The organism is Candidatus Nitrospira neuquenensis (genome assembly GCF_979578155.1).
In genome coordinates this window covers 85,661-110,197 of the sequence record NZ_CEFZDU010000001.1, presented here as the reverse complement: position 1 = coordinate 110,197, position 24,537 = coordinate 85,661, and the positions used below count along the sequence as shown (strand labels likewise).

The following is a 24,537-nucleotide window of genomic DNA, read 5'->3' as shown; positions in this document are numbered from 1 at the left end:
CGCGGGGCTACCGCACGCGGGCGACAGCCTCGTAGAGCGGCCGTGGGTCCGCGAGCGGCGCCCACCGGAGCACGGCGAGCGCGTCCTCGACGTAGGCCGGCGTCCTCATGCCGACGAGGACGCAGGCGACGCCGGGCGTGCTCACCAGGGTCCAGAGCGCCTTGCGCGAGAGCGGCTCCTTCCGTCTGTCCTCCGGCAGGAGCGGGTCGAGCGCGGCCGCGATGGCCGCCGCCCGGTCCCGGCTCTGGACCGCCGCCTCCCGCCGCATCTCCCGCAGCAGGGCCAGCAGCTCGGGGAGGTAGCGCTCGCGCCAGTCCTGCCACCGGTCGCCCAGGTCGTCGCGCAGGTGCCGGCTCAGAGCCTGGAGCACCTGGTTGATGTGCGGCGCGACCATCTGCCCCTCCACCTGCTCCCAGTGCTCCAGGTTCTGCACCTGCGGGCGCACCCTCGCCAACTCCTCCGCCCAGCGGAAGTAGTCGGAGGGCGGCAGCCCCTGGCCGCCGTGGTGGATGTGCGCGGCGATCTCCCGCCGGAACTCCTCCTCCAGCGCCCACACCCGACCTCGCAGGGTCTCGAAGGGCGCCGCCTGCGGCTCGACCGCGCGGTCGGCCAGCCGGACCATGGCTCGACCGTCCGGGGGAATCGCGTTGAGCGGACGATTCACGAGCAGGGCCAGGCCTTCGGCCTGCGCGAGCTGGAGCACGGACCGCGTGCCGTCCGGTCCGGTGTTCGGCCGAAGCAGGGCGCCGCTCTCGAAGAGGTTCATGGGGCATTGGACGACGCGGCAATGGTGCCCCGCGCCGCCGGCCTCGCGGGCCGCGTCGAGCAGGCGCGAGAGGGAGACGGCGTCGGGCTCGTCCGCCGCCGTGACCAGGGTGTTGGACGAAACCCCGTACCACTGGACCTGCCCGGCGGCCACGCGGGTCTCCAGGTAGGCGAAGGCCGCGCGGAGTCGGCCGTAGAACTCGTCGCGCAGGCGGGCGAGGTCGGACACGCCCCGGTGCGCGGCCTCGGACAGGAAATATTCCGGGTTGTGCAGGAGGCAGACGTCGAGCGTCTCCAGCCCGAGCCGGTCGAGCGAGGCCTCGAGCTGGTCGGCCAGGAACTCCGGATGGAGGCAGTGCCAGATGCCCTCGCCGTACTTCACCATCTCCGGGTAGGGGCGGCCGGCCTTCTCGCGCGCCTGCGCCTTGGCCAGGTTTTGGCCCTGGACGTAGCCGATCTTGGAGACCACGATGACTGCCTCCCGGGTCAGCTCCCCCGCCCGAACGAGATCGGCCAGCGCCTTCCCGACGAGCCGTTCGCTCTCGCCGTCGCCGTAGTTGGCCGAGGTGTCGATCAGGGTGCAGCCCTCGCGCAGGGCTTCGAGGAGCGCCTGCCGGTGCGCCGGGTCGTCGAGACCGATCCGGTAGCCGCCGAAGCCCAGGCGGCTCGTCGTGAGCCCCGTGGCGCCGAAGGGGCCGTAGGCGCGCTCGGGGCGGCCGTCGGCGAGGGAGAGGGCCTTGCGCGCCGCGCAGCCGGCCGTGCCGGCCGGCGTGGCCCGACCGGCCAGTCGCGCGCCCCGGAGCGCGCCGCCGCCGGCCTGGCTCGACCCGCCGCCCGCGAGCGCGGCCGCGACCCGGCCCGGCTCGGTCACGGGCGCCCCGCAGGCGAAGTTGCGGCAGACGTACAAGGCGGCCCTGCCGCCGACCAGGCCCTTGCCCTTCAGGAGGGGATGGGCCGACGATCCGCGCGAGGGATCGTGGTGCGCGATGATCCGGCGGGGGAGGGGATGTCGGCGGACCTCCGCCAGCAGCGCCTCGTAGCCCGGCTCACCCGGCGTCCCCACGAAGGCCAGCTCGACCGGCCCGTGGAGAAGCAGGTCCGCGACGAGGAGGCCTTTCGCAAAGGCGCGCGGATGGCGCGCGATCATCCGGCCGTAAGCGCGGACGGCCAGGGCGGCCTGCTCGCGGAGGTCGGGGCGGTCGAAATGGAAGGCCAGACGCGCCAGCGCCTCGGCGGCCACGGCGTTGCCGCTCGGCGTCGCGCCGTCGGCCCCCTCGCGAACCCGGACGATCAGCGTCTCGTGCTGCTCCGCCGTGGTGAAGAAGCCCCCGTGCTCCCGGTCGGCGAAGTCGGCGAGGATCCGCTCGGCGAGTCGCAGGGCCTCGCGGAGGTAGCGCTCCTCCGCGCCGGCTTCGTAGAGGTCGATGAGGCCCTCGGCAAGCCAGGCATAGTCCTCCAGGTAGGCGGGCAGGTGCGCCCGGCCGAGCCGGGAGGTCCGATACAGGCCTCCGTCCGGGCGCGAATGCGTCGTGAGCAGGAAGTCGGCCGTCTTCTCGGCGGCGGCGAGGTAGCGGGGCTCGCCGAGCAGGCGGGCCGCCTCGGCCATCGCGGAGAGCATCATGCCGTTCCAGGCGGTCAGGATCTTGTCGTCGAGCGCGGGCGGGACGCGCGTGGCCCTGGCCTCGTACACGCGGGGACGCAGGCGCGCGACGGCCGCCTCGACCTCCTCGACCGACATCCCCAGATCGCGGGCGACCTCCTCCGCCGGACGCAGCCGGTTCGGGATGCTCCGGCGCTCCCAGTTTCCGCCGGGGGTGATGTCGTAGTAGGCGCAGAAGAGGCGGGCGTCCCGCTCGTCCGGCAGGATGCGGGCGATCTCCTCCGGTGTCCAGACGAAGAACTTGCCTTCGACGCCCTCGGAGTCCGCGTCGGTGGCGGAGTAGAAGCCCCCGTCCGGCGCGGTCATCTCGCGCAGGATGTAGTCGAGCGTCTCGGTCGCGATACGGCGGTAGGCGAGTTCGCCGGTCGCCTGCCAGGCCTCCACGTAGCAGCGGGCGAGCAGCGCGTTGTCGTAGAGCATCTTCTCGAAGTGGGGAACCAGCCAGCGCTCGTCGGTGGAGTAGCGGGCGAAGCCCCCTCCGATCTGGTCATACAGGCCGCCGGCGGCCATGGCGTCGAGCGTCTTGCGGACCATGGCGAGCGACCGGGCCTCGCCGGTGCGCAGGGACCAGCGGAGGAGCAGGGTCAGGGCCGTCGCGGGGGGGAATTTGGGGGCGTGGCCGAAGCCGCCGTGGCGCTCGTCGAAATCCTCGCCGAGCTGCGCAACGACGGCTTCGATATCATGCTCTCCAATGGCCAAAGGATCAATGACTTGTGATTCTTTTTTCAAGGTTTCCGTGAGCTGTTCGGCCTGCTGGCGCAGCGCGCCTTCGTCCTTCCGCCAGAATTCGGCGATGGTGGTGAGCAGGGTCGCGAAGCCGGGCCGCCCCCAGCGATCGGTCGGCGGGAAGTAGGTCCCCGCGTAGATCGGCCGCTGGTCGGGGGTGAGGAAAACCGTCATCGGCCAGCCGCCCTGCCCTTGGTTCAGGGCGAGGGTGGCCTGCATGTAGATCTCGTCCAGGTCCGGTCGTTCCTCCCGGTCCACCTTGACGCAGACGAAGGACTCGTTCATGAGCGCGGCGATCTGTGGGTCTTCGAAGGACTCCCGCTCCATCACATGGCACCAGTGGCAGGCAGAATAGCCGATGGAGAGGAGAATCGGCTTGTTCTCCTCCTTGGCCCGGCGCAGGGCCTCTTCGCCCCAGGGATACCAGTCCACGGGGTTGTAGGCATGCTGGAGGAGGTAGGGGCTGGTCTCGTGGATGAGACGGTTGGGCGTACGGCCCTGGTCGCCGGCGTCGGTCATGGAGTCTCCTTGGTCGGGAAGCTGGTTGAGCGGGAATGCGGCTCAGCATACCCTGCGGTCCCGCCCCTTCGCAATCGTGGGGGCCGGCCCGCGGGGGAGGACCAGCGCGGCCGGCTGTGATACTCTTGAGGCGGAGCCGGGAGGGCGACCATGAAGCTGGACGAGGGCCCCTATTCCAACTACCGCTTGACGATCAGGCTCGAACTGGCGAACCGACCGGGGATGTTCGCGCGTGTCGCGACGGCGCTGGCCGAGGAGGGCGCGAACCTCGGCGCGGTGGACCTGGTGTCGGCCTCACCGGAGCGGATGGTCCGGGACGTGACCTTCGACGTCCTCAACGAGGAGCACGGCGAACGGGTCCTCGCGCGCCTCGGCCGCCTGCCGGACGTGCGCGTGGTCGCCGCCTCGGACCGCATCTTCCTGCTTCACCTGGGGGGAAAGATCGAGGTGACCAGCAAGCTGCCGGTCACGACGCGCAACACCCTGTCCATGGTCTACACGCCCGGCGTCGGGCGGGTCTCCCAGGCCATCGCCAAGGACAAGAGCAAGGCCTACGCCTTCACGACCAAGTGCAACAGCGTCGCGGTGGTGACGGACGGGTCGGCGGTCTTGGGATTGGGCGACCTCGGACCGGAGGCCGCCCTGCCGGTCATGGAGGGGAAGGCGATGCTGTTCAAGGAGTTCGCCGGCATCAACGCCTGGCCCCTCTGCCTGGCCACGAAGGACCCGGACGAGATCGTGCGGGTCGTCCAGGCCGTGGCGCCGGGGTTCGGGGGGATCAACCTGGAGGACATCAGCGCGCCGCGCTGCTTCGAGATCGAGCGCCGGCTCAAGGAAACGCTGGACATCCCGGTGATGCACGACGACCAGCACGGCACGGCGGTGGTGATCCTGGCGGCGCTGACCAACGCGCTGAAGGTGGTGGGGAAGCGGATCGAGGACGTGCGGGTGGTGGTGAACGGGCTGGGCGCCGCCGGCCGGACCTGCGCGCAGATCCTGCTGGCGGCGGGCGTGACGCGGCTGACCGGCTGCGGCCGGCAGGGGGTGATCCTCCGGGTGGAACCGGAGTCGGTACCGGACTGTCTGGGGAACGTCGCCGCCTGTATCCGGGAGGATCAGCCGACCGGCTCGTTGCAGGACGCGCTCAAGGACGCCGATGTCTTCATCGGCCTCTCGGTGGGCAACGTCCTGCGGCCGGAGGACCTCGACCTCATGCATCCCGATCGGATCGTCTTCGCGATGGCGAACCCGGACCCGGAGATCGCACCGGCCCTGGGGATGAAGCACGCGCGCGTCTTCGCGACCGGCCGGTCGGACTACGCGAACCAGATCAACAACGTGCTCGCCTTCCCCGGCATCTTCCGCGGGGCCCTGGACGTGCAGGCCCGCGACATCAACGAGGCGATGAAGCTCGCCGCCGCGCGGGCCATCGCCTCGATCGTCCCGGAGGATACGCTGAGCGAGGATTACATCATCCCGAGCGTGTTCGACCGGCAGGTGGCGGCGCGGGTGGCCCAGGCCGTGGCCCAGGCCGCCCGTGACAGCGGCGTCGCGCGTCGGCGTTGAGGCCGCCGCGCCGGGCGCCTCACTGAGGCTGGGCGCCCAGGCTCAGTTCGTAGAGCAGGACCTTCCAGCCGTCCTCCTCGCTCAGAAACTGGCCGACGATGGGCAGCATGCCGGTGCCGGGCACCTTGCCGGACTGGCCGAGGCTGCCGTTCTTCAGCACCCACATGAGCTCGCCCGGCGTCCGTAGCTTCTTGAACTTGGGGTTGGTGAAGTTGCGCGGCTGGATGGGCAGCACTTTCGCGGCGCCGCCGTCGCCGCGGCCCTCCGGCCCGTGGCACTGGAAGCAGGTGCCGCGCCCCAGGAAGATGGCCTTGCCTTCGGCGAGGATCTCCGGTGTCGGCTGGAAGGGCGGCTTGAGCGCCTTGGCCGCCGACAGCTCCGCCGCGGGGACGCGGGGGATGGTGATGTCGAACTCTCCGCCGGCCTGTCCGTAGCCGGAGGGGTTCTCCGCGAGGGCGGGAATCGCATAGGTCAAGGCCATGAGGCCGCAGCAGACGAGGATCCTGAACGAGTTCATCGCACCCCCCTGTCGGATGATCGCGGTCCGGCGGCGGCCGGCCGCAAAACGGGGCGGAGTCTAGCACAGGCGTCCGCGGCGGAGCAACGCGCGGCGCGCCGACCGCGGTCCCTCTCCAGGTGAGGCGGGCGGGCCGTTGTGCTAGAATGGCGCGCACCGGTCGCCGAGGGGGCCGGTCGGCCCATCCGCGGAGGAAGCTATGCCCTTCGATGCGGTCAAGCTCGCGAAATATCGGGCGGGGATGCGGCGTCGCATCGAGGAGCTGAAGCGGAAGACGGAGGACAGCCTGGACTTCGCCATGGACACGATGATGCAGGATCGGGTTGATACGTACTTCCGGGTCGAGGAGGGGCTGGCGGAGATCGACCGGGCGCTGCCCCTGATCGAGGAGGAGCTGGTCTCCGTCTTCGACATGGCCGGCGCCGGGCGCCTGGAAGCCCGCCTGGAATTCGTCGAGGACCGGTTCGAGGAGCTGGACAGCGAGGTGCGGCAGCGGCCGCGGCGGCGGCGTCGGCGGGTCAACTTCGCCGACTTTTTCCGGACCGCCGCGGGCGGTGGCGGGGACCCCTCCGGCCCGCGGGGGGAGATCGGGAGCATGGACGAGGCCCTCCGGGCCCTCGGCTTGGAGGAGGGCAGCTCCATGGCGCAGGTGACCGCGGCCTTCCGGCAGCGGGCCAAGCGACTGCATCCCGACGCGCGGCGGGGGGATCGCAGCTCCGAGCCGGAGATGCGCCGCATCATCGAAGCCTATCAGTACTTGAAGGAAGCCATGAGTCTTTCCCAGACCGAGCCGCCCCGCCGCGCCTGAGTGCGGCACCCGAGGACCGCGCACGAGCACCGTGAACCATCCTCCAGCCCAGTACCTGGTCGGCGCCGCCGCCTTCCGCGACCTCTGCGCGAAGCTGCGCGATCGCGATCGGCTTGCCCTCGACACCGAGTTTGTCGGGGAAGATACCTTCATCCCGCGCTTGGAGCTGCTGCAGGTGGCCGCCGAGGGGGCGCTGGCCGTCGTGGACGTGCCGGCGGTGGGTTCGCTGGAGGCTCTCGGGGACATCCTCGCCGATCCCCGCGTCGTCAAGGTCGTCCATGCCGGGCGGCAGGACTTGGAACTGCTGGCCCTGCACGCGGGCCGCGTTCCGGTCGGGATCTTCGACACGCAACTGGCCGCCGCAATGGTGGGGTACGGCACCCAGGTCGGCTACGGCCCGCTGGTGCAGCGCATCCTCGGCGCCAAACTCGCCAAGGGCCACACGCTGACCAACTGGAACCGGCGTCCCCTCACGGCCGAGCAGCTCGCCTACGCGGCGGAGGACGTGCAGCATCTCCTGCCCATCCACGAGCATCTCGTCGAGCGGCTCCGGGCGTTGGGACGGCTCGACTGGATCAAGGAAGAGTTTGCGCGGCTGGAGGCCAAGCTGGGAGACGGGGCACGGGACCCGCGACTGGGCTACCAGCGCCTGCGCGGCTGGGAGCATTTGCGGCCCTCCGCGTTGGCGGTGCTGCGGGAGCTGACCATGTGGCGGGACGAGGAGGCCAGGCGGCGGAACGTGCCGCGGGGCCGGGTGGTCCGCGACGAGGTCCTGCTGGAGATCGCCCGCCACGCCCCCCGGTCGCTGGAGGCCCTCCGGCACCAGCGGGGGCTCCACCCCTCGGAGATCGAGCGGAACGGGGAGACGATCCTGAAGCTGATCCAGGCCGCCCTGGCCCTCCCCAAGTCCGAGTGGCCCGCCGCGCCGCCGCCGCCGAAGCCGCAGGCGGAAGCGACCGGCCTCGTGGACCTGCTCCAGGCCGTGCTCAAGACGAGGGCCAAGGAGGCTCACATCGCCCCGACGCTCCTCGCCACGTCGGCCGACCTCCATGCCCTGGCCGAGGCCCAGCAAGGCCGCGGTGAGATGGACCTGCCCCTCCTGCAGGGGTGGCGCCGCCAGTTGGCGGGTGAGCTGTTGCTGGAGGTGCTGGCCGGACAGCTCTTGGTGCGGGTGGACCCGAAGACCGGCGCGGTCAGGCTGGTGCCGCCCTCGTAACCCGCCCTTGTTACAGGAGGGCCTTCACCGTCTCCGGCGGCCTCGCCAGAATCACCCGCTCCCCCTTCTCGACCAGAGGCCGTTGGATCAGGTCCGGGTGGGCGATCATCAGGTCGAGCAACTCCTCTTCCGAGAGGGACTTCTTCGCCACGTGGGTCTTGTAAGCCTCCTCCTTGGTCCTGAGGATGTCCGCCGCACGGAGCCCGGCCTTCTTCAGCAACTCCTTCAGGCGGCCCTTCGTCAGGGGCTGCTCGTAGTAATTGACGGCCTGGAAGGGTCTGCCGCTGGCCTGGACCAACTTGACCACCTCCCGGCAGGTGCTGCAGGTCGGCTTCTGGTAGATCGTGATCTTCGACATTCCGCCTCCCTTGCGCGTGACAGCCCGCCTTGACGGGCTTTTCCGTCCCATGGTACAAGGCCGCGGTACCCGGCATGAGGCGCGAGGCGGGGGGCCACGGCAAGAGGCCCCGCTCGGGCCTCCGACTTCCTCGCCCTTGCCCACAGCCGCGAGTCCGACTACCAGCGATGCCGACGGCAGGAACCAGCTCCAGCGGCAGCTTTGCCTGCGCCACCGCGACGCAGCGGACCTTGAAGGATCTGCGGACCAAGCGGAAGGGGCAGCCGGTCTTCGTGCTCGGGCATATCCCCGAGCGCAAGGGCCAGGAGGGCGTGTTCGAGCTGTTCAACGTCCGGCTGGCGCTCGTCCGATTCCCCGACGGGGCCCTGGTGGGCTACGACCCGCTGGAACTGCTCCTGCCGACGGAGATCGACGAGCAGGGGATCGCCTACTTCGAGATCCGCACCTGCACCGCGTGCGACCAGCTCTTTCCCCTCACCCAGGAGGAGGCGCGGTCCGACCCCGAACCGACCGTCTGCCCGGACTGTCGCGGCTAGTCCACCATCGGCCCGAACTCCAACGCCTTTTTCAACAGACAGTCGCCCGCGATGCCCTGGAGCGCCATCGGAAGCATGCCGGCGTCCAGCACCCTGACCCCGACCACGCGGTAGCCCTCGGGGTTCTTCCAGGCCTCCACCCGCAGGGAGTGGCAGACCTCCAGCTTCTTCCAGATCGGGTTGTCGATGACCGGATCGGTGGCGATGAGGGTGGCTTCCACCACCGCCCCGCCCATCGCCGCCACCTGTGCGGTGACCTGCTTGCGGTCCTTGGGGATCTTGGTGACGACGGCGAACAACACCGGAGGGTCCTCCTGCGCTGCCGCCGCGCCCACGACTGCCAGCAACACCGCCGCTACCGCCGCCATCCTTCGCATGCCCGCCCTCATCACTGTCCCGGTTGGCCGCCGTCCTGTTCCGCACCCGCCCGGGGCGGCTCCCCGCCCCGGCGCCCGGGCGTCGGGCCCCCATGGCTCAGGGCGCTGGTGCCGACCCTCTTCGAAGAGAACCCCGCCTCAGGCCCGCTCGGCCGGCTCGACGTCCCGTCCGGCGCCCGGCCGACCCAGAGCAGGGCGGCGCTGGCCACGGCGGCCGCGCCGAGGACAAGGAGGAGGATGCGCCAGGTGGAGGTCATGGCCGGCTCCGCGGTGACGCCGCGTAGTATGCCCGCGCCCGCCCGGGAGTGCAAGCCGCGCCGCCCGCGCCTTGACGGGGCGGGGACTGGCCCCTAGAATCCCCTCGGGCCGATGACCGCTGCGCGGGGCTGGGGCCTTGAGCGAGGGGGAGGACGATGCCGCATGATTTCATGCCGGGGCTGGCCGGGGTGCCCGCCGCCAAGTCCGCCGTCAGCGACGTGGATGGAGAGCGAGGCATCCTGGAGTACCGGGGCATCCGGGTCGAGGACCTCTGCGCCCAGTCCACCTTCCTGGAGACGGCCTACCTGCTCCTGTTCTCCCGCCTGCCGTCGAGGGCCGAGCTGGCGCGTTTCGAGCAGGACGTGACCCGCCACCGCCGGCTCAAGTTCCGGATCGTGGACCTCATCAAGTGCCTGCCCGAGCACGGCCATCCGATGGATGCGCTGCAGGCGGCCGTGGCGGCGCTCGGGATGTTCTACCCCGGGCGGAACGTCAGGGATACGGAGAACAACTACTGGTCCGCCGTCCGGCTGCTGGCCAAGCTCCCGACGATCGTGGCGGCGACGGCGCGGCTGCGCCGCGGCGACGACCACATCCCGCCGCGGGACGACCTGGGCTTCGCCGACAACTTCCTCTATATGCTCACGGAGCGTGTGCCCGCTCCGCTGCTCAGTCGGACGCTGGACGTCTGCCTCATCCTCCATGCCGAGCACACGATGAACGCCTCCACCTTCACGGGTCTCGTGACGGCCTCCACGCTGGCCGACCCCTACACGGTCGTCGCCTCGTCCATCGGCGCGTTGAAGGGGCCGCTCCACGGCGGGGCCAACGAGGAGGTCGTCCAGATGCTGCGGGAGATCGGCACACCCGACCGCGCCCGCCCCTATTTGGAGGAGAAGCTCCGGAACAAGGGCAAGGTCATGGGGTTCGGCCATCGGGTGTACAAGGTCAAGGACCCGCGGGCGACGATCCTCCAGGGCCTGTGCGAGCGGCTGTTCACGGAGGTCGGCGCCTCGCCGCTCTACGAGGTGGCGTTGGCGGTGGAGCGGGAAGCGGCGGCGCTGCTGGGCGCGAAGCGCGTCTACCCGAACGTGGACTTCTACTCGGGGCTCGTCTACGATCGGATGGGCATCGAGGCGGACTGCTTCACGCCGATCTTCGCCATGGCGCGCGTGGCGGGCTGGCTGGCCCATTGGTTCGAGCAGTTGAAGGAGAACAAGCTCTACCGTCCCGATCAGATTTACGCCGGGGAGCACAACCGGCCCTACGTGCCCATCGACCGGCGGTAGCAGCCCGCGCGGCCCCCGGCTAGTCCACAAGCCGCAAGAAGCCCGCGATCGCCAGGGCCGTCACGGCGATCAACCCGCCCATGACCATGAGCGCCAACAGCTCGCCGAGCATCGGGCTCCTCCCTCCGCGCCGGCCGACGCACGGGAGCACGTCGTGCGCCTCCCGCGGCGTCTCGCCGATCAGCTTCCCGGATTGATCGACAGAAAGATCGTCGCGTTGTCGCGACCGAGCAAGAGCAGCACCGGCGACTTCGGCGGGAGCCCCGCCGTCAGCCGCTCGAAGTCCTGCGCGCTGCGGACCGGCTTGCGGTTGATCTCCCGGATGATGTCGCCGACCCGCAGCCCGGCCCGCTCCGCGGGGCTGTTCGGTTCGACGTCCTTGACGACGACGCCGCCGCCCGCGCGGGCGCGGCCCTGGCGGCTGGACCGGTCCGGGACGTAGGTTTCCACCGTGACGCCGGCCAAGGCATGGTCGCCCCGCCCTTCCTTCCCGCTCCGGGCGGCCGCGGCGAGCTCCTTGGGCAGCTCGGCGACCGTCACCGTGATCTCGCGGCTCTTCTTGTCGCGGAAAATCGTAAGCGTCACCGTGGTGCCGGGGGTGGTTTCCGCGACGAGCGAGCGCAGGTGCGCGGGGTCCTTGACGCCCGTCCCGTTGAAGTTCGTGATGATGTCCCCGCGCTCCAGCCCCGCCTTGGCGGCCGGGCTGTCCTCCATCACGTCGGCCACGAGCGCACCGCTGGTGTCCGGGGCGCCGAACTCCTTGGCAAGGTCCTGGTTCACCTCCTGGATGGACACCCCCAGCCAGCCCCGGATGACCTTGCCGTGCTTGATGAGGCTGTCCATCACGCCCCGGGCCATGTTGCTGGGGATCGCGAAGCCGATCCCCATGAACCCGCCGTTGCGGGTAAAGATAGCCGAGTTGATCCCGACCAGCTCGCCCTTGAGGTTGACCAGGGCGCCGCCCGAGTTGCCCGGGTTGATCGCCGCGTCCGTCTGGATGAAGTCCTCGTAGTCCACGATGCCCATGTTGGCGCGGCCGACGGCGCTGATGATCCCCATCGTGACCGTCTGGTTGAGCCCGAAGGGATTGCCGACCGCCAGGACCAGCTCGCCGACCTGGAGCCGGCTCGAATCCCCCCAGGGCAGGACGGGGAGCCCGGTCGCGTCGATCTTGATCACGGCCACGTCGGTCTTGGGGTCCGTCCCGATGACGGTGGCCTTGAGCCGGCGCTTGTCCCCCAGCAGCACCTCCAGCTCGTCCGCCCGCTCGATCACGTGGTTGTTCGTCAGGATGTAGCCGTCCGCGCTGACGATGACCCCCGAGCCCAGCCCGTGCTCCCGGTGCTCCCGCGGGACCTGGAAGCGCCGCTCGAATTCCTCCCCGAAGAACCGCCGGAAGAAGGGATCGTCGAAGAAGGGGCTCGGGAGCGGCGCCTCTCGTGGGCTCACCTTGCGGACGGCGGAGATGTTGACGACCGATTCGCGGGCGACCTTGGCGACGGCGATCAGGGTGTCGTTGGAGGGGACGGCGGATACGGCCGGCTGGACCGTCGGGGCGGCCGGCGACGCGGCGACGGCCGGGCGGTCGAGCGGCCCCTCGTCCTGGGCGCATTGGACGAGCGGCAGCCACACCAGGAGCGACAGCAGAAGTCCCCTCGCGGTGGGGCCCGTCGGGCGAGGGGGGGTACGGTTGCCAGATCGGAACATCAAGCCAGACTCCTCTTTCTGACCACTTAGATGAAACCGGACAGCGCGCCGGCACCGCGCGCGTGTTCTTGAGCTAAGCCCGATGCGCGGTCAGTCAAGAGCCGGGCGCGGATCGGTGCCGACGGCCTTGACGGTCTCGGCGGCGATGATTATCGAAGCACCACCTTTGAGGGCCGGCGTGCGCGGACCGCCGCCTCCGCCCCCTTCCGTCGGTCGGGTTCCCACACTTCGCATCAGAATCCACGGGTTAGAAGGGGGGTGAATGCCATGAACATGCGCTACATGCCGTCGATCTTCGCGGTGATGGCCGCCTGGCTCCTGGCCGCGCCCTTCCTCCTCGGCTACGCGGACAACGAGTCCGCGGTCCGCAACGACGTGGTGGTAGGCGCGGCCATGCTGATCGCAGCCGCGTTCTGGGGGTTCCGGGAGCTCAAGGAGCATGGCTGGTCGTTCCAGATGCTGAAGGACCATCGGCGGAGCAGGGCGACCTGAGGAGGCGTGGCGGAGGCAGGCCGCTCACGCGGGCCCGACTCGTCGGATGAACGGGACAACGCGGGAGGGACAGACATGCCAGCCAAGCGACTCGTGTACGGCAATGCCGCGCGTGCCGCAATCCTGCGCGGCGTGACTCAACTGGCGACCGCCGTCAAGGCGACCCTGGGACCGAAGGGCCGCAACGCGATCCTGGACAAGAAATGGGGATCGCCCACGATCACCAAGGACGGCGTCACCGTCGCCAAGGAAGTGGACCTGCCCGACCATTTCGAGAACATGGGTGCCCAGCTCGTGCGCGAAGTGGCGAGCAAGACCAGCGACGCGGCCGGGGACGGGACGACCACGGCCACCGTGCTGGCCGAGGCGATCTTCCGCGAGGGGGTGAAGAACCTGACGGCGGGCGCCTCCGCCATGGAGCTCAAACGGGGCATCGACAAGGCGGTGGAGATCGTCGTCGAGGAGCTCAAGACGATCAGCAAGCCCTGCCAGGGGAAGACGGAGATCGCCCAGATCGGGACGATCTCGGCGAACAACGACCAGACCATCGGCGAGTTGATCGCCGAAGCGATGGAGAAGGTCGGCAAGGACGGGGTCATCACGGTCGAGGAAGGCAAGAGCATGAGCACCTCCCTCGACGTCGTCGACGGCATGCAGTTCGACCGCGGATACATCTCCCCCTACTTCGTGACCAACGCGGAGCGGATGGAGGCGGTGCTGGAGGACCCCTTCATCCTGATCCATGAGAAGAAGATCAGCGCGATGAAGGACCTGCTGCCGCTCCTGGAACAGGTCGTCAAGCTGGGCAAGCCGTTGCTCATCATCGCGGAGGACGTGGAGGGGGAGGCGCTGGCCACGCTCGTGGTCAACAAGCTCCGCGGCACGCTCACCGCGGCGGCCGTCAAGGCGCCCGGCTTCGGCGACCGGCGCAAGGCCATGCTGGAGGACATCGCGATCCTCACCGGCGGAACGGCCGTCACCGAGGACCTGGGCCTCAAGCTGGAGAGTGTGAAGCTGTCGGACCTCGGGCGCGCCAAGCGGGTCACCGTGGACAAGGACAACACGACGATCGTCGAGGGTCGGGGCGACCCGAAGAAGATCGAGGGCCGGGTGAAGCAGATCAAGGCGCAGATCCAGGAGACGACCTCCGATTACGATCGCGAGAAGCTGCAGGAGCGCCTGGCCAAGCTCGTCGGAGGCGTCGCGGTGATCCACGTGGGCGCGGCCACGGAGACCGAGATGAAGGAGAAGAAGGCCCGCGTGGAGGACGCCTTGCACGCGACGAAGGCCGCGGTCGAGGAGGGGATCGTGCCGGGCGGCGGCGTGGCGCTGCTGCGGTGCATCCCGGCGTTGGACCGCCTGAAGCTGGAGGGCGATCAGCGGATCGGCGCCAACATCGTCCGGCGCGCCCTCGAAGAGCCGATCCGTCAGATCGCGGGCAACGCCGGCCACGACGGCTCCGTGGTCGTCGAGAAGGTTCGCAAGGAATCCGGCGCCTTCGGCTTCGACGCCGCCTCGGAGCAGTACATGGACCTGCTCAAGGCCGGGATCATCGACCCCACGAAGGTCACGCGTACTGCGCTCCAGAACGCGGCGAGCGTGGCGGGCCTCATGCTCACGACCGAGGTGATGGTCAGCGAAATTCCCGAGAAGAAGAAGTCGGCCGGACCCGCCGTGCCCGACGAAGACCTGTACTGAGCCCGCACCGGGGCGGCCGGGGCACGGCCCCGGCCGCCCGTTTCCGCGCCCGTCGCCCGCCGCATCGTTCCGCCGCCCCCGCTCGGTTGTCGCCCGCTCGCATGCCCCGCTCCCGCGGCCAGAAATTCCTTGAGCCCTCGGACCGGATCAGATTATGATGGCCCCCCGGCGCGACGGACGCCGCTCCCCACACCCCCAGAAGGGAGGCCGCCATGCCTGTCTACGTCAGCCTCGTGAAATTCACGGAGCAGGGGATCGCGACGATGAAGCAGCAGGGAATCGCCCGTTCGGAGCGGGTGCGCCGCAACATCGAGATGCAGGGTGGGCGCCTGCTGGACGCCTACTACTGCCTCGGAGAGTACGACGTCGTGGCGATCCTGGAGTTTCCCAACAACCGCGCGGCCATGAAGGCGGCGGTGCTGAACTCCTCGCTCGGCCACATCAAGGTGACCACCCTGCCCGCGGTGTCGCGGGGGGAGTGGCGGACGCTGCTCCAGGAGCTCTGGGGCGGGAAGGGCGCGAAACGGAAATAGCAAGGAGGGCCCGGTGACGCGTGGACGACGGGGACAGTCGGCCGTGGGGACGAGGGCCGCGAGGGCGGCGAGGGGTTTGCGGCCGACGGCGAAGGCGGGGACGAGGATCGAGCGGGACACGATGGGCGAGCTGGCGGTGCCTGCCTCGGCCTATTATGGCGTGCAGACCGCCCGGGCGATCGAGAACTTTCCGATCAGCGGGCTGCGGTTTCCCCGATCCTTCATCCGGGCCCTCGGGCTGATCAAGGCGGCCGCGGCCGACGTCAACCACTCGCTCGGCCTCCTGGACCGCCGGCGCGCCCGGGCCATCCGCGCCGCCGCCCGTGAGGTGGTCGAAGGGCGCTGGGACGCGGAATTCCCGCTCGACATCTTCCAGACCGGCTCCGGTACCTCCACCAACATGAACGCGAACGAGGTGATCGCCAACCGCGCCGCCGAATTGCTGGGCGGCCCGCGCGGCGGCAAGCTCGTCCACCCGAACGACCACGTCAACCTCGGCCAGTCGAGCAACGACGTCATCCCGACCGCGATCCACGTCGCCGCCGTCGAGCTGATGGAGCGGGAGCTGATCCCGGCGCTCTCTCGGCTTCAGAGGGCGCTCGCGCGCAAGGCGCGGTCGTTCGACCGGGTCGTCAAGATCGGCCGAACGCATCTGCAGGACGCGACGCCGATCCGGCTCGGGCAGGAGTTCGCCGGCTATGCGCGCCAGATCGAGCTGGGCCTCGGGCGGGTGCGGCACGCGCAGGCGGCCCTGGCCGAGGTGGCGTTGGGCGGCACGGCGGTCGGCACGGGCCTCAACGCCCACCCGCGGTTCGCGCGCCGCGTGATCGCGCGGGTTTCCAAGGAGATCGGCTGCCGGCTGATCGAGGCGGCGAACCATTTCGAGGCGCAGTCGGCCCAGGATTCGGTCGTGGAGGCCAGCGGTGAGCTGCGGACGGTCGCGGTGAGTCTGATGAAGATCGCCAACGACATCCGCTGGCTGGGCTCCGGGCCCCGCTGCGGCCTGGGGGAGATCCTGCTGCCGGAGACCCAACCCGGTTCCTCCATCATGCCGGGCAAGGTCAACCCGGTGATCGCCGAGTCGGTCACCATGGTGGCCGCCCAGGTGATCGGCAACGACGTGACCGTCGCAGTGGGCGGGCAGGCGGGCAATTTCGAGCTGCTCGTGATGCTGCCGGTGATGGCCCGCAACCTGCTCGAGTCGATCGCGCTGCTGGCCCGCGCCTCGGAGAACTTTGCCGCGCGCTGCGTCGAGGGGATCGAGGCGAACGAGCGGCGGTGCCGGGATTCCATCGAGGGTAGCCTCGCCATGTGCACGGCCCTCGCCCCGGAGATCGGCTACGAGGCGGCGGCCAAGATCGCCAAGGAGGCTTACCGCACGGGGAAGACGGTCCGCGAGGTCGCCCTGGCCGAGCGGGTGCTCCCCGAGAGCCGGCTGAAGACCCTGCTGGACCCCTGGCGCATGACGGGGCCCTCGCGGACCGGCCGGCGTTGAACGGGCGTCTCGTCGTTTTGACAATCGAAAGGCCGCTGTGCTAACGTCCGCCGAAATTCTCCGTCATTCGGCGGGGATACGAACGGATACGCATTCGCAATTTCAAGAGAGAGCACGCACATATGAGCGCGAAGACAGGGGCCCAGGGAACGCATCTGATCGTCGTCGTCGGCGCCGGCCCGGCCGGCATGTCCGTCGCCAATATCCTGTCGAAGGCCGGGCACGAGGTGGTCATCCTGAACCGAGACATCAAGTTCGGCGGCCTGGCCGAGTACGGCATTTTCCCGAGCAAGCTCAAGCTCCGCGGGGGCCTGAAGAAGAGCTATTGGGAAATCATCGAACGCCCCAACGTCCACTACTTCGGCAATGTCAGCATCGGGCGGACCGCCGGACTGACCGTCGAGGACCTGCTCGCGCTGGGCGCCGGTGCGCTCGTGTTCGCGACGGGCGCGCAGGGCACCAAGACCATCGGCGTCGAGGGGGACTCGGCGGCCGGCGTCTTCCACGCGAAGGACGTCGTCTACCACTTCAACCGGCTGCCGGGCTACGGCGACCGCCCCTTCGAAATGGGCCGCCGCATCGCCATCATCGGTGTCGGCGACGTGATGGTGGACATCGCCCACTGGCTGATCCGCTACAAGAAGGTGGACGAGGTCACGGCCGTCGCGCGGCGCGGGCCGGCCGAGCGGAAGTACAACCCCAAGGAAATCCGGGCCGTCTGCGCCAACATCGACCAGGCCGCGCTGAAGGCCGAGTTCGAGCGCATCCGCGCCAGGCTGGAAGCGGCGGGGCAGAAGCCCGACGAGATCTTCGCGGGCATGGTCGGAGACTTCACCAAATGCGAGCCCGCGGTCAGCGAAACCCGGATGGGGTTCCGCTTCCTCGCCTCGCCCAGGCGGGTCCTTACGGACGGGCAGAACCGCGTCCGGGCCCTCGAGATCGAGGAAACCCGCTTGGAGCCGAAGGGCGAGGACTTCTCCGCCGTCGGGCTCAAGCAGTACTACGAGTTCCCCTGCGACAGCGTCGTCTTCGCGGTCGGGGACCGGGTGGATGAGGCGGTCGGCCTTCCTTATAAGAACGGCGTCTTCGTGGTCAACCCCGTCAAAACCGGCAACGACCCGGACGACTCGCTCTTCCAGGCCTACGACGAAGCCACCGGCCGGGTCATGGAGGGCGTGTTCCTGGTCGGATGGGCCAGGAAAGCCAGCGAAGGGCTGGTCGGCGTGGCCAAGCGGGATGGGGAGTGGTGTGCCGAAGTGGTCCAGCGGTACCTGAGCGGGCGCCCCGGCGCCGGGGCGCCCGCGGCCAAGTCGCTCGTCGAGCGGCTCAGGGCGCTGATCCGCGAGCGTCGCATGGACGCCGTGGACGTCGCCGACCTGCGTCTGCTCGAGCAGGCCGAGAAGGCGCACGGCGCCTCCCCCGACTGCATCGGGGAGTTCAAGTTTCCCACCAACAAGGAAATGTTGACGGAGATTCAGCGACGGAAAGGGGCGGCCGCCCGCCCGGCCGGCCGCTGACGCGCGTCAGCTGTCTCCCCACTTCAATTTGCGCCTGAGCAGGTCGTAGTACGTCCGCTCAGGGAAGCGGATCAGATTGGTCCGGTGCTCCGAGGCCGTGATGCCCACCGTGTCCCCCTGTGTCATCGCGATGCCGACCTGCCCGTCGAAGGTCGTCATGGCACCCTCGTCCGGGCTGGTCAGCGTCACCTCCAGCGAGACGGTGCCGGGGATCAACAGCGGCCGGTGCGTCAGCGTGTGGGGGCAGATCGGAGTCAGGATCAACGCCTGGATCGAGGGCGTGATGATGGGGCCGCCCGCCGAGAGCGAGTAGGCGGTCGAGCCGGTCGGCGTGGAGACGATCAGCCCGTCGCCGCGCAGGCTCGTGACGAACTGCCCGTCGATCGCGATCTGCAGGGTGATCATACGGGCGAGTGTGCCCTTGCTCAGCACGACGTCGTTGAGCACGGTCGCGTGGGCGACGTGGTCGCCGTGCCGGTCGATCCGGGCCCGGAGCATGAGGCGCTCCTCGAGGTAGCAGTCGCCGGCGAACGTGCGCTCCAGGGCCGGGTACATCTGCTCGAGGCTCACTTCCGTCAGAAATCCGAGCCCGCCCATGTTGATGCCCAGGATCGGCACGCCCCGCTGTTCGACGAGCCGCGCCGCGTTGAGCATCGTGCCGTCGCCGCCGAGGACGAGCACGAGGTCGGAGAGTGTCGCGATCTGCGCCTTCTGGTAGACGGCGGGCTCCCCGATCAACGCCGCGGTCTTCCCGTCCATCACGACGTCCCGGTCGCGTCCGCGCAGCCACTGCACGAGGTCCGCGAGGATCGGCTTGATGTCGGGGAATTTGGGCTTGGTCAGGATGCCGACGGTCTTCACGGGGTGACGATCCTCTCGCGAGGCGGCTGGTGGAGAGCCTGGACGGGCGAGTGAGGCGTCATTGTAGCGAGGGCGTCTTCCGCCTGTCAACGCGCTTGCGCCGCCGCGCCGCCTCGGCGTGCCGGACGCGCGACACCGCCCGGAGGCGCGCGCCGAGCACTTGACAGAGCCCGGGCACGCCGATAGAATTGAGCCAAGTTTTTGAAGGGTTCTCGCCACTTTCGCGGGCTTCGCGGTCTACTCGCGGCCCACCCCTAAGGAGGCAGGATGTTCGAACGATTCACGGATAAGGGTCGGAAGATCATCATCCTGGCGAGAGAGGAAGCCGAGCGCCACCAGAACGACTACCTGGGGACGGAGCATCTGGTCCTCGCCATCCTCCGCGAATCGGACGGCATCGCCCTCATGATCCTCAAGAAGATGGGGCTCTCCACCGAGCAGATTCGGCTGGAGATCGAGCGGAACCTGCCGAGCGGCGGCACCACGATGACCTTCGGGGAGATTCCCTTCAGTCCCCGCGTGAAGAAGGTCATCGAGTACGGGGTGGAGGAAGCCCGCCTGCTGGGGCACAACCACATCGGCAGCGAGCACCTGCTGCTCGGTCTGCTGCGCGAGGAGGAGGGGATCGGCGGGAAGATCCTCCGCAGCCTCGGCGCCAACCTCCTGACCGCGCGGCAGCTCACCGTCACCTTCCTGCGCAAGTCCGCCCCGCGCGAGCGGGACCGCAAGAGCAACACGCCGGCGCTCGACGAGTTCGGACGCGACCTGACGCAGCTCGCACAGGAAGGGCAGCTCGACCCCGTGATCGGCCGCGCCGACGAGATCGAGCGGGTGCTCCAGATCCTGAGCCGCCGCACCAAGAACAATCCCGTCCTGATCGGGGAGTCCGGCGTGGGCAAGACCGCCATCGTCGAGGGGCTCGCCCAGCGCATCGTGATGTCCGAGGTCCCGGACAACCTGCTTTCCCGTCGCGTGATCGCCCTGGACCTGGGCTCCCTCGTGGCCGGCACGAAGTACCGCGGTCAGTTCGAGGAACGCCTCAAGGTCGTGATGAAGGAGATCGTCCAGGCGGGGAACATCATCATCTTCATCGACGAGCTGCATACGCTCGTCGGCGCCGGGGCGGCCGAGGGCTCGATCGACGCGTCGAACATGCTGAAGCCCGCCCTGTCGCGGGGCGAGATCCAGTGCATCGGGGCGACCACGCTGGACGAGTACCGCAAGCACATCGAAAAGGACGGGGCGCTCAAGCGCCGCTTCCAGCCCATCCACGTGCAGCCGCCCAGCATCGACGAGACGGTGCGGATCATCCAGGGGCTGCGGGACCGCTACGAAGAGCACCACGGCGTCGACATCACGGAAGAGGCCATCATCGAGGCCGTGAAGCTCTCGGACCGGTACATCACCGACCGCTTCCTGCCCGACAAGGCCATCGACCTCATCGACGAGACCGGCTCGCGCGCCAAGCTCCAGACCTATGCCCTGCCGAGCGAGCTCAAGGCGCTGGAGCAGGAGCTGAAGAAGGTGTCGCGCGAGAAGGAGTTGGCCATCTCGCTGCAGAACTTCGAGGAAGCCGTCCGCTTCCGGGAGGAGGAGGAGCGCCTGCGCAAGCTGCTCGAGGAATCGAAGCGGGAATGGAAGAAGAACCAGGAGAAGCAAAAGCCCGTGATCACGAAGGAGGACGTGGCCTACGTCGTCTCGAAGATGACGGGCATCCCCCTCTTCAAGCTCGAGGAGGAAGAATCGAACAAGCTGCTCAAGATGGAGGAATTCCTCCACCGGCGGATCGTCGGCCAGGAGGAGGCCATCTCGGCCGTCTGCCGCGCCATCCGTCGCTCGCGCGCCGGCCTCAAGGAGGCCAAGAAGCCGATCGGCTCCTTCATCTTCCTCGGCCCCACGGGCGTGGGCAAGACCGAATTGGCGCGGGCGCTGGCCGAGTTCCTCTTCAACACCGAGGACGCGCTGATCCGGATTGATATGTCCGAGTACCAGGAGAAGTTCACCAGCTCGCGGCTGTTCGGCGCCCCCCCCGGCTACGTCGGCTACGAGGAGGGCGGGCAGCTCACGGAGAAGGTCCGGCGCCGGCCGTACTCCGTCGTGCTGTTCGACGAGATCGAGAAGGCCCATCCGGACATCTTCAACGTGCTGTTGCAGGTCCTGGACGACGGCGTGCTCACCGACAGCCTGGGCCGCAAGGTGGACTTCAAGAACACGGTCGTGATCATGACCTCCAACCTCGGCACCAAGCTGATCCAGAAGGGCGTGTCCCTCGGCTTCCATCGGCCGGACCAGGGAGACCACGATCGGCGCATGAAAGGCGAGGTCCTGGCCGAGCTGCGTCGCTCCTTCAGCCCGGAGTTCCTGAACCGAATCGACGAGGTGGTCGTGTTCCACCCGCTGGAGAAGGAACACCTGCTGGGCATCCTGGACATCCTGCTCAAGGAGCTCAACGTGCGGCTCTTGGAGCGCGGCGTCCAGCTCGAGATCGGCGAGGACGTCAAGCAGTGGCTCATCAAGGAGGGGTACGAACCCCTGTACGGCGCGCGGCCCATGCGCCGGACCATCCAGAAGGCGATCGGGGACCCGCTCTCGGAGGAGTTGATCCGCGGCCGCTTCAAGGACGCGAGGAAGATCCGCGTTGTCCTGAAGGACGAGGTCCCGGCGTTCGTCGAAGAAGAGGCGATGGCGGGAGTGTGACGGCCCCGCTCGGCCCCCTGGCATCCTGCCGCAACGCGAATTGGTTCCGTCCGTTCCGCACGTCCGGCGACCCTCGCGCGACCAGGTCCGCGAGGGTCGTCGCGTTTCCGGCCCCTTCCGTCCATGCCCGTCCCTGAACCGGAGAGCGGGATGACCGCGGCGCCCACGATTCTGGGAATCGAAACCTCTTGCGATGAAACCGCCGCGGCGCTCGTGCGGGACGGGATGGTCCTGTCCTCCGTGCTCGCCTCCCAGCACGACGTGCACGGCCGGTTCGGCGGAGTCGTCCCCGAGCTGGCGGCCCGGCGGCACATCGAGACGGTGGAGGGCGTCACCGCTGCCGCGATGGACAAGGCGGGATTGGCGTGGTCCGAGGTGGGCGCCGTCGCCGTCACGCGAGGCCCGGGCCTGGCCGGGGCGCTGCTCGTCGGTGTCAGCTATGGGAAGGCCTTGGCCTATGCGCTCGGGATTCCGCTGATCGGCGTCAACCATCTCGAGGGGCATCTGGCCTCCGCCTGGCTGGACCAGCCGGATTTCCCCCTGCCCTGCGTGGTGCTCGTCGTGTCGGGCGGGCACACCCATCTCTATCGGGTCCAGCCGTCCGGCGAGCTGGTCCTCCTCGGCCGGACGCTAGACGACGCGGCCGGTGAAGCCTTCGACAAGGCCGCCACGCTCCTCGACCTGGGGTTCCCCGGGGGGCCTGCGGTCGACCGCGCGGCACGAGGCAGGGACCCCGGGGCGGTCCGGTTTCCGCGGCCGGCCCTGAGCCGCGACAGCCTGGATTTCAGCTTCAGCGGCCTGAAGACCTCGCTGCTCTACCGCCTCCGCGAGATCCGCCGGCGCGGCATGACGGTTCCCGTCGCGGACCTCGCCGCCGGATTCCAGGAGGCCATCGTGGACGTCCTCGTGGAGAAGGCCTTCCGCGCGGTGGAGCGCGAGGGCGTCGCCGCTCTGGCCGTGGTCGGTGGCGTCTCGGCGAACAGCCGTCTGCGCGAGCGCCTGGCCGCCAGGGCCTCGGAAAAGGGCGTCCGTCTCGCGATCCCGCCCTCGTCCTATTGCACGGACAATGCGGCGATGATCGCCTTCGCCGGCCAACGGGCCTACGAGAGAGGGCGCCGCGACGCTTGGGGCATGGAGGCCGACCCGTCCTGGTCCCTCACGGCGGAGGAGGCCGGGGCGAAACGTCGCCGGGTTCTCTCCGGCGGGCGGGCCTGACGGCCGAAGGAGGCGGACGATTCCCACGGTTCACGGCAACGTCCACGGGCTGAAGGCCGGCCAGCTCCTGCGACTGGAGCATCTCTACCGCCGCCGCGTTCCCGTGGACAAGGTCATCACGCCGGAGTTGGCCCGCGCCTGCACCGAGCTGTCGCAGGAAATCCGCTGCCAGATCGGGCTCGTACTCACCAGGCGAGGGACCGTCGAACGGGTGATCGTCGGCACGGGACGCGAGCTCGACCTGAGCGGCCTGGCGGGGGCGCGGGCGGGGCCGAGGCTGCTGCGGGGCGTCCGGCTCGTGCATACCCATCTCCACAACGAGCCGCTCTCGCAGGACGACCTGACGGCCCTCGCGATGCTCCGGCTCGACCTCATCGCGGCGGTCGGCGTGAGGCCGGACGGCCTGCCGGCCGACTTCTATCTGGCGCATCTGCTGCCCCCTAACCCACGGGGCCTGGCGTTCGAGGTGTTGCCGCCCGCCCCCTTCCACGCGCCGCAGCCGGACTGCGAGAAGCTGGTAGCCGCGCTGGAGGCCGAGCTGGCGCGGGCGACCCCGACCCGCACGGTGCAGGGCGACCAGGAATCGGCGATCCTCATCAGCGCGTCCAAGCGCAGCCGGTGGGAACAGGAAGAGCGGCTGGAAGAGTTGGCCGACCTGGTCCGCTCCAACGGCATCGTCGTCCAGGATTCCATCTGCCAACGGGCCTCGGAGATCCACCCCAGGTATCTTCTGGGCAGCGGCAAGCTCAAGGAGGTGGTGATCCGTGCGCTCCAGGCCGGCGTGGACCTGCTGATCTTCGACCAGGACCTCTCGCCCGCGCAGGTGCGGGCGATCGCCGAGCTGACGGATTTGAAGGTGGTGGACCGCACGCAGGTCATCCTCGACATCTTCGCGCGGAGGGCCCACAGCCGCGAGGGCAAGATCCAGGTCGAGCTGGCCCAACTTCGCTACCTGCTGCCGCGGCTCTCCGGCACCGGCACGGCCCTGTCGCGGCTGGGCGGCGGGATCGGCGGGAGGGGGCCTGGCGAAACCAAACTGGAGACCGACCGCCGCCGGGTGCGGGACCGCATCGCGCACCTCGAGCGGGAGCTGGTGGTCATCGCCCGCCAGCGCGACCAGCGGCGGGCCAGGCGCATTCGCAACCGCGTGCCGATCATCTCGATCGTCGGCTACACGAACGCGGGCAAGTCCACGCTGCTGAACGCCCTGACGGACAGCCGGGTGCCGGCGGACGACCGCCCCTTCGAGACGCTCGACACGGCGAGCCGCCGGCTCCGGTTTCCCCGGAGCCGCGAGGTCATCATCACCGACACGGTGGGGTTTCTGCGCGACTTGCCCAAGGATCTCATGGGCGCCTTCCGCACGACGCTCGAGGAGTTGCAGGACGCCGACATCCTGCTCCACCTGGTGGACGGGAGCGCCCGCGATCCGGAGAGCCAGGTCCGGGCGGTCGAGACGATCCTGGACGAGCTGGGCCTCGCGAAGACACCGCGGCTGCTGGTGCTCAACAAGTGCGACCGGCTGCCCCCGGAGGAGGCCGAGGCCGTCTGCCGGCGGTTCGAGGCGATCGGGGTCTCCGCGCTCAGGCCGTCCACGCTCGTGCCCATGTTGGAAGCCCTCCAGGAGCTGCTGACGCGGGTGCTGCGCGACGACAGGGACGGCCTTCGGGGGGTGCGGGAGCGTGCGCGGCTGCTCGAGCCGGCGGCCCGGACCTCGGGGTGACCTG

Annotated in this window: 19 protein-coding genes; 13 read left to right on the top strand and 6 right to left on the bottom strand. The window is 69.4% G+C overall.

The window, feature by feature from the left end:
• Positions 1-7: 7 nt before the first annotated feature.
• Complete coding sequence (locus AC1U7O_RS00505; RefSeq protein ID WP_479892570.1) at positions 8-3,670, bottom strand: aldo/keto reductase; 3,663 nt, start codon at positions 3,668-3,670, stop codon at positions 8-10.
• A gap of 150 nt (positions 3,671-3,820) precedes the next feature.
• On the opposite strand from AC1U7O_RS00505, the gene AC1U7O_RS00500 reads away from it, so the two are divergent.
• Positions 3,821-5,236, top strand: a complete 1,416-nt coding sequence (locus tag AC1U7O_RS00500) for an NAD-dependent malic enzyme (protein ID WP_479892569.1) — start codon at positions 3,821-3,823, stop codon at positions 5,234-5,236.
• 19 nt (positions 5,237-5,255) lie between these two features.
• Here AC1U7O_RS00500 and AC1U7O_RS00495 read toward each other — a convergent pair whose 3' ends face one another.
• Positions 5,256-5,753 carry a c-type cytochrome gene (locus AC1U7O_RS00495; protein WP_479892568.1) on the bottom strand — a complete coding sequence of 166 codons (498 nt, stop codon included), beginning with the start codon at positions 5,751-5,753 and terminating at the stop codon, positions 5,256-5,258.
• A 199-nt stretch (positions 5,754-5,952) separates the two neighbouring features.
• On the opposite strand from AC1U7O_RS00495, the gene AC1U7O_RS00490 reads away from it, so the two are divergent.
• Together AC1U7O_RS00490 and rnd are read left to right on the top strand one after the other, a co-directional pair.
• Complete coding sequence (locus AC1U7O_RS00490; protein WP_479892567.1) at positions 5,953-6,561, top strand: DnaJ domain-containing protein; 609 nt, start codon at positions 5,953-5,955, stop codon at positions 6,559-6,561.
• 31 nt (positions 6,562-6,592) lie between these two features.
• A complete protein-coding gene (gene rnd, locus AC1U7O_RS00485; RefSeq protein WP_479892566.1) occupies positions 6,593-7,777 on the top strand; it encodes a ribonuclease D in 1,185 nt (394 codons plus the stop codon).
• 10 nt (positions 7,778-7,787) lie between these two features.
• Here the strand turns inward: rnd and AC1U7O_RS00480 are convergent, their stop codons facing one another.
• Positions 7,788-8,135, bottom strand: a complete 348-nt coding sequence (locus AC1U7O_RS00480; RefSeq protein WP_479892565.1) for an ArsC/Spx/MgsR family protein — start codon at positions 8,133-8,135, stop codon at positions 7,788-7,790.
• A 167-nt stretch (positions 8,136-8,302) separates the two neighbouring features.
• Here AC1U7O_RS00480 and AC1U7O_RS00475 point away from each other — a divergent pair, with 167 nt between their 5' ends.
• Positions 8,303-8,671, top strand: coding sequence for an FmdB family zinc ribbon protein (locus tag AC1U7O_RS00475; RefSeq protein ID WP_479892564.1), 369 nt, complete (start codon positions 8,303-8,305; stop codon positions 8,669-8,671).
• Here the strand turns inward: AC1U7O_RS00475 and AC1U7O_RS00470 are convergent.
• The gene (locus tag AC1U7O_RS00470; protein WP_479892563.1) at positions 8,668-9,048 is read right to left on the bottom strand and encodes a hypothetical protein; all 381 of its coding nucleotides are present in this window, start codon (positions 9,046-9,048) and stop codon (positions 8,668-8,670) included. The genes AC1U7O_RS00475 and AC1U7O_RS00470 overlap by 4 nt on opposite strands.
• Positions 9,049-9,461: 413 nt before the next feature.
• Here AC1U7O_RS00470 and AC1U7O_RS00465 point away from each other — a divergent pair, with 413 nt between their 5' ends.
• Complete coding sequence (locus AC1U7O_RS00465; RefSeq protein WP_479892562.1) at positions 9,462-10,595, top strand: citrate synthase; 1,134 nt, start codon at positions 9,462-9,464, stop codon at positions 10,593-10,595.
• A 180-nt stretch (positions 10,596-10,775) separates the two neighbouring features.
• Here the strand turns inward: AC1U7O_RS00465 and AC1U7O_RS00460 are convergent, their stop codons facing one another.
• Positions 10,776-12,302 carry a DegQ family serine endoprotease gene (locus tag AC1U7O_RS00460; RefSeq protein ID WP_479892560.1) on the bottom strand — a complete coding sequence of 509 codons (1,527 nt, stop codon included), beginning with the start codon at positions 12,300-12,302 and terminating at the stop codon, positions 10,776-10,778.
• A 267-nt stretch (positions 12,303-12,569) separates the two neighbouring features.
• Between AC1U7O_RS00460 and AC1U7O_RS00455 the strand changes: the two genes are divergently transcribed.
• The 5 genes from AC1U7O_RS00455 to AC1U7O_RS00435 all read left to right on the top strand — a co-directional run bounded on the left by AC1U7O_RS00455 (position 12,570) and on the right by AC1U7O_RS00435 (position 18,037).
• On the top strand, positions 12,570-12,794 hold the full coding sequence (locus tag AC1U7O_RS00455; RefSeq protein ID WP_479892559.1) for an SPW repeat protein: 225 nt from the start codon (positions 12,570-12,572) through the stop codon (positions 12,792-12,794).
• A 75-nt stretch (positions 12,795-12,869) separates the two neighbouring features.
• Entirely contained in the window at positions 12,870-14,492 is a 1,623-nt protein-coding gene (gene groL / locus AC1U7O_RS00450) for a chaperonin GroEL (RefSeq protein WP_479892557.1), read from the top strand.
• Positions 14,493-14,704: 212 nt separating this feature from the next.
• The gene (locus AC1U7O_RS00445) at positions 14,705-15,025 is read left to right on the top strand and encodes a GYD domain-containing protein (RefSeq protein WP_479892556.1); all 321 of its coding nucleotides are present in this window, start codon (positions 14,705-14,707) and stop codon (positions 15,023-15,025) included.
• A gap of 76 nt (positions 15,026-15,101) precedes the next feature.
• Positions 15,102-16,520, top strand: coding sequence for a class II fumarate hydratase (locus AC1U7O_RS00440; RefSeq protein ID WP_479892602.1), 1,419 nt, complete (start codon positions 15,102-15,104; stop codon positions 16,518-16,520).
• Positions 16,521-16,642: 122 nt separating this feature from the next.
• On the top strand, positions 16,643-18,037 hold the full coding sequence (locus AC1U7O_RS00435) for an FAD-dependent oxidoreductase (RefSeq protein ID WP_479892555.1): 1,395 nt from the start codon (positions 16,643-16,645) through the stop codon (positions 18,035-18,037).
• Positions 18,038-18,043: 6 nt separating this feature from the next.
• On the opposite strand, the gene AC1U7O_RS00430 is transcribed toward AC1U7O_RS00435, so the two are convergent.
• On the bottom strand, positions 18,044-18,898 hold the full coding sequence (locus AC1U7O_RS00430; protein WP_479892554.1) for an NAD(+)/NADH kinase: 855 nt from the start codon (positions 18,896-18,898) through the stop codon (positions 18,044-18,046).
• Positions 18,899-19,165: 267 nt separating this feature from the next.
• On the opposite strand from AC1U7O_RS00430, the gene AC1U7O_RS00425 reads away from it, so the two are divergent.
• The 3 genes from AC1U7O_RS00425 (at position 19,166) to hflX (ending at position 24,533) form a co-directional block, all read left to right on the top strand.
• Positions 19,166-21,595, top strand: coding sequence for an ATP-dependent Clp protease ATP-binding subunit (locus tag AC1U7O_RS00425; RefSeq protein WP_479892553.1), 2,430 nt, complete (start codon positions 19,166-19,168; stop codon positions 21,593-21,595).
• 150 nt (positions 21,596-21,745) lie between these two features.
• Positions 21,746-22,810, top strand: a complete 1,065-nt coding sequence (gene tsaD, locus AC1U7O_RS00420) for a tRNA (adenosine(37)-N6)-threonylcarbamoyltransferase complex transferase subunit TsaD (protein WP_479892552.1) — start codon at positions 21,746-21,748, stop codon at positions 22,808-22,810.
• A gap of 103 nt (positions 22,811-22,913) precedes the next feature.
• A complete protein-coding gene (gene hflX, locus AC1U7O_RS00415) occupies positions 22,914-24,533 on the top strand; it encodes a GTPase HflX (protein WP_479892551.1) in 1,620 nt (539 codons plus the stop codon).
• The last annotated feature ends 4 nt before the right edge of the window (positions 24,534-24,537 follow it).